The organism is Microvirga sp. P4_G7 (assembly GCF_056401005.1).
This window is the reverse complement of record NZ_JBFUKD010000397.1, coordinates 1-3524: the sequence shown is the minus strand read 5'-3', so window position 1 is coordinate 3524 and position 3524 is coordinate 1. Positions and strand designations below refer to the sequence as shown.

Sequence of the window (3524 nt, the reverse complement as noted above, 5' to 3'; positions counted from 1 at the left end):
CACGTGCAAGGATCGCGGCGCCAACGGCAGCGGCGGGCGGTTCCGGACAAACAACCATCGAGGACATGGCATTTCCTTAACGCAGCAAGAATCGTGCGCGGAGAGCAGCGCTCATTCATCGGCGGGGAAGATCGAAAGCGTTCGAATGGAACGCTTTCGTGACGAGCGTTTAGGAACGCGGCGCCGGAACGCCGGGCGCGCGTTGTTTGTCGAGGCCCGGGTAATCGCTGTACATGGGCTCGGGAAGCGCATCTCCGGCGTGCCATTTGTCGAAGATCTTGACGTATGTACCGTCTTTCACCATCGCGCTCATCGTGTCGTCGAGCGCCTTGCGAAGGGTCTCGTTTCCTTTGCGGACGGGAAACGCGTTGGGATAGGGCGTGGGCGTACGGGCTGCGACGTCGAGGTTGGGGAACCGCTTCAGCGTCTCCTCGAGAAGCGCACTTCCGGTCAGCACGCCGTTGACCTTGCCGGCGTTGAGCGCTGCTACGGCCGCGGTATCGTTGGGAAATGCCATCAGCTGAATGTCGGGATGGTTTTCCGACATGTAGCGTTCCTGAATGCTGCCCTTGTTGACACCGACGACCTTGCCGGAAAGGTCCTTGTAACCCTTCAAGCCCGAGCTCTTTTCGATGATCAACGGGAACCAGCCATAGTACCACGAGTTCGAGAAATCGACGACGGYCTCCCGCTCCGGGGTTCTCATCAGTCCGATCGCCGCGAGATCGTATTGGCGGTTCGAGACGGCAGGAAGAACACCCGCCAGATCGGAATGCGCCCGGAACTCCGTCTTCAGGTTCAACCGTCTCGCGATCTCTTCGACGATCTCGACGGCCATCCCTGTGGCCTTGCCGTCCTTGTTGAACGATGTCGGCGGCGAAGCGGGATTGTAGAGGACGGTCAATTGTCCCTGCACGACTGTATCGACCGGTGCGCCCTGCGCGAAGCTCGCGCTAGAGAAAGAGATACCTGCGACCAGGGCGGTTGCGCCCAATGAACGCCAGATCAAGTTCGCCAAGTTCATCGTGCCTCTCCTCGGAGTGTGACGTTCGAACACGGCGGTTGACGACGCGACGTTCGGAAGGAAGCAAAGATGAAGCGGCTCGATGGAGCCGGTCGTCATGCTTCTCGAAAGGATTGCCGTCGCATGGCTCAACCGCATCAGAAGGAAGCGTCTGCTTCCGTTGTCATGTTACGACGTCGTGGCTGCGCGCGAAGATTCAATCGTTTCGGTGAACTATAGCTTCGGTCTATACCTTCCAGGAAAGCCGGACAGAAGCCGCCTCGGTCGATTACGCAGTGCGGGCATCGAGAGCAGGCGTCGTAGCGCTTTTCACGCAAAGGCGCAGATGCTTGACGAAGGCCTTGAGGAGGTCCGGCGTATTCCGCCCCGTCGGATAGATGATGTCCACGCCCACATCGATGACCGGCCTGAACGGGCGCGCGGTGATGCTTTCCTGACGGTAGAACCGCAGCGAGAACTCGTCCACCAGACCAAGTCCGATTCCGTGCGCCACCATCGGGTAGACCGATACGATGCTTTCAACCGTCAGAACGGGCTCGGGCAAGTGGTCGTAGGGCTCGAGAACGCTTTCCAGCTGCGACAAGAGCCATTGGTGTCCAGGTGTGTAGGACACGATGGGATACCGCATGAGATCTTCGGGCCCGACCTCGCTCTTCGCTTCGAGCGGATGGCCGGTCGGCATGATGCAATACACTTTGCCGCTGCTGAGTTGCTCGGCCCGCAATCCCTCGGCTTCTCCCGTCCGAAACGTGATGCCGATATCGACGCCCTCCATCGCCACCGCATGGAGAACCTCCTTGCGCGGACGGATCAGAAGATGAACGCGCGCCTGCGGCATTTCAGCCAAAAAGCCCGCGAGCGCGTGTGCGACCAGAGAGTTGGCCAAGGGTTGGATGGTGGCGATGCTGATGCGATGCGACGCCCCGTGCCGCAGCGTTTCGATGGTGCCGTTGATCGATTGCAACTGCTCGAAACTGCGTTGAAGGGATTCGTAGAGAATCCTCGCTTCGTTCGTCGGGATCAAACGCCCGCGATTTGTTCTAAATAGCGGTATGCGGAGCTGGTCCTCCATCCGGCKAAGGATGGTGCTCACCGTGGGCTGCGAGATCCGAAGCGATTGGGCCGCCGCCGTGACGGTGCYGATCTCCATGACCGCATAGAAGACTTCGAGCTGCCTCAGGCTGAGAGGTCCAAAGGCAGACATCAAGCGCCCTCCTGGCTTGTTTTTCGGGTCCCGGCGAAGCGAGGGACTCACCGAAAACTTATCCCAATCGGCAGGAGAGGCAACGCCCTGCCCATTCGGGATGCCGGAAAGGGATTTGTCGTCGACGCTCATGGCTCTCTCCAGCGCTCAGACGCGGGGCGCTCCTGCGAGTTCGAGGGTTTCGGCATAGTGGCACGCGGCGAGCCAGGGACGGTGCTCATCCGTCAGCGGCGGCGTCTCCCGGGAACAGAGTTCCGTTGCGGCACGGCAGCGTTGATGGAACGCGCAGCCCGGCGGTACGGCAATCGGGCTCGGAGGATCGCCGCGCAACAGAATGCGTTGACGTTTGAGTTGCGGAACCGGCAACGGGAGAGCGCTGAGCAGCGCTTCGGTATAGGGGTGCCGGGGCCGCTCGAAGATCTCGCCCGTGGGGCCCTCTTCGACGATGCGCCCGAGATACATGACCGCCACCCGGTCGCACAGGTGCCGTACCACCGACAAATCGTGCGAGACGAAGAGGTAGGTGAGGCCAAAGCGCTCCTGGAGCTCCTGGAGCAGGTTCAGGACCTGAGCCCGCACTGAGACGTCCAGCGCCGATACGGGCTCGTCCAGCACGATGAACCGCGGCCGGGGCGCCAGAGCCCGGGCGATGCCGATTCGCTGGCGCTGCCCCCCTGAGAACTCGTGTGGGAAGCGGTCTACGGAGGATGGAGGAAGTCCCACCGCCTCCAGCACCTCCTCCGCACGCCGCCGACGGGCTCGCCTGTCGCCCATCCCCATGGCGCGCAGGGGTTCGGTCAGGATGGTGCCGATCCGCAAACGTGGGTTCAGCGCGGAATATGGGTCCTGGAAGACGATCTGCATTTCACGACGCAGATTGCGTAATGCATCCGCCGAGATCGTGGTGATGTCCTTGATGTCGGGTCGGTCGTCGCCGGCATCGAGAAGCACATGACCCGCCGTCGTGTGCTGAAGATGCAGGATCGCGCGAGCGAACGTGCTCTTGCCGCACCCGCTCTCCCCCACCAGGCCGAGGGTTTCACCCCGCATGATCTTGAGATCGATCCCATCGACCGCCTTCACCGACCCGACCACGCGCCGCAGCAGACCTTCGCGGATGGGGTAATGGACCTTCAGGCCCTCGACTTGCAGGAGTGCGGTCATGCGACGGTCGCTCCCTCATTTGCCAAGAGCACGCAGGCCGCTTCATGTCCGTCCGCCAGTCGCACGACCGGCGGTGGCTCGTTCAGGCAAACCGGCATCGCGAAGGGACAGCGGTCGGCGAAGGGACAGCCG

3 protein-coding genes are annotated in these 3524 nt (G+C 61.9%); all 3 read right to left on the bottom strand.

Annotated elements, in window-relative coordinates; translation table 11 throughout:
* Positions 1-169 precede the first annotated feature (169 nt).
* The gene (locus AC1DT3_RS15305; RefSeq protein WP_477466102.1) at positions 170-1024 is read right to left on the bottom strand and encodes a substrate-binding periplasmic protein; all 855 of its coding nucleotides are present in this window, start codon (positions 1022-1024) and stop codon (positions 170-172) included.
* 268 nt (positions 1025-1292) lie between these two features.
* Positions 1293-2360, bottom strand: coding sequence for a LysR family transcriptional regulator (locus AC1DT3_RS15300; RefSeq protein ID WP_477466101.1), 1068 nt, complete (start codon positions 2358-2360; stop codon positions 1293-1295).
* Between the two features lie 15 nt (positions 2361-2375).
* Positions 2376-3392 (bottom strand): ABC transporter ATP-binding protein, encoded by a 1017-nt coding sequence (locus AC1DT3_RS15295; RefSeq protein ID WP_477466100.1) that lies wholly within the window; start codon positions 3390-3392, stop codon positions 2376-2378.
* Positions 3393-3524: the final 132 nt, after the last annotated feature.

Coding starts and splice junctions, on each gene's coding strand:
- AC1DT3_RS15295 (WP_477466100.1), bottom strand. CDS start 3,392: ATGACCGCACTCCTGCAAGTCGAGGGCCTGAAGGTCCATTACCCCATC.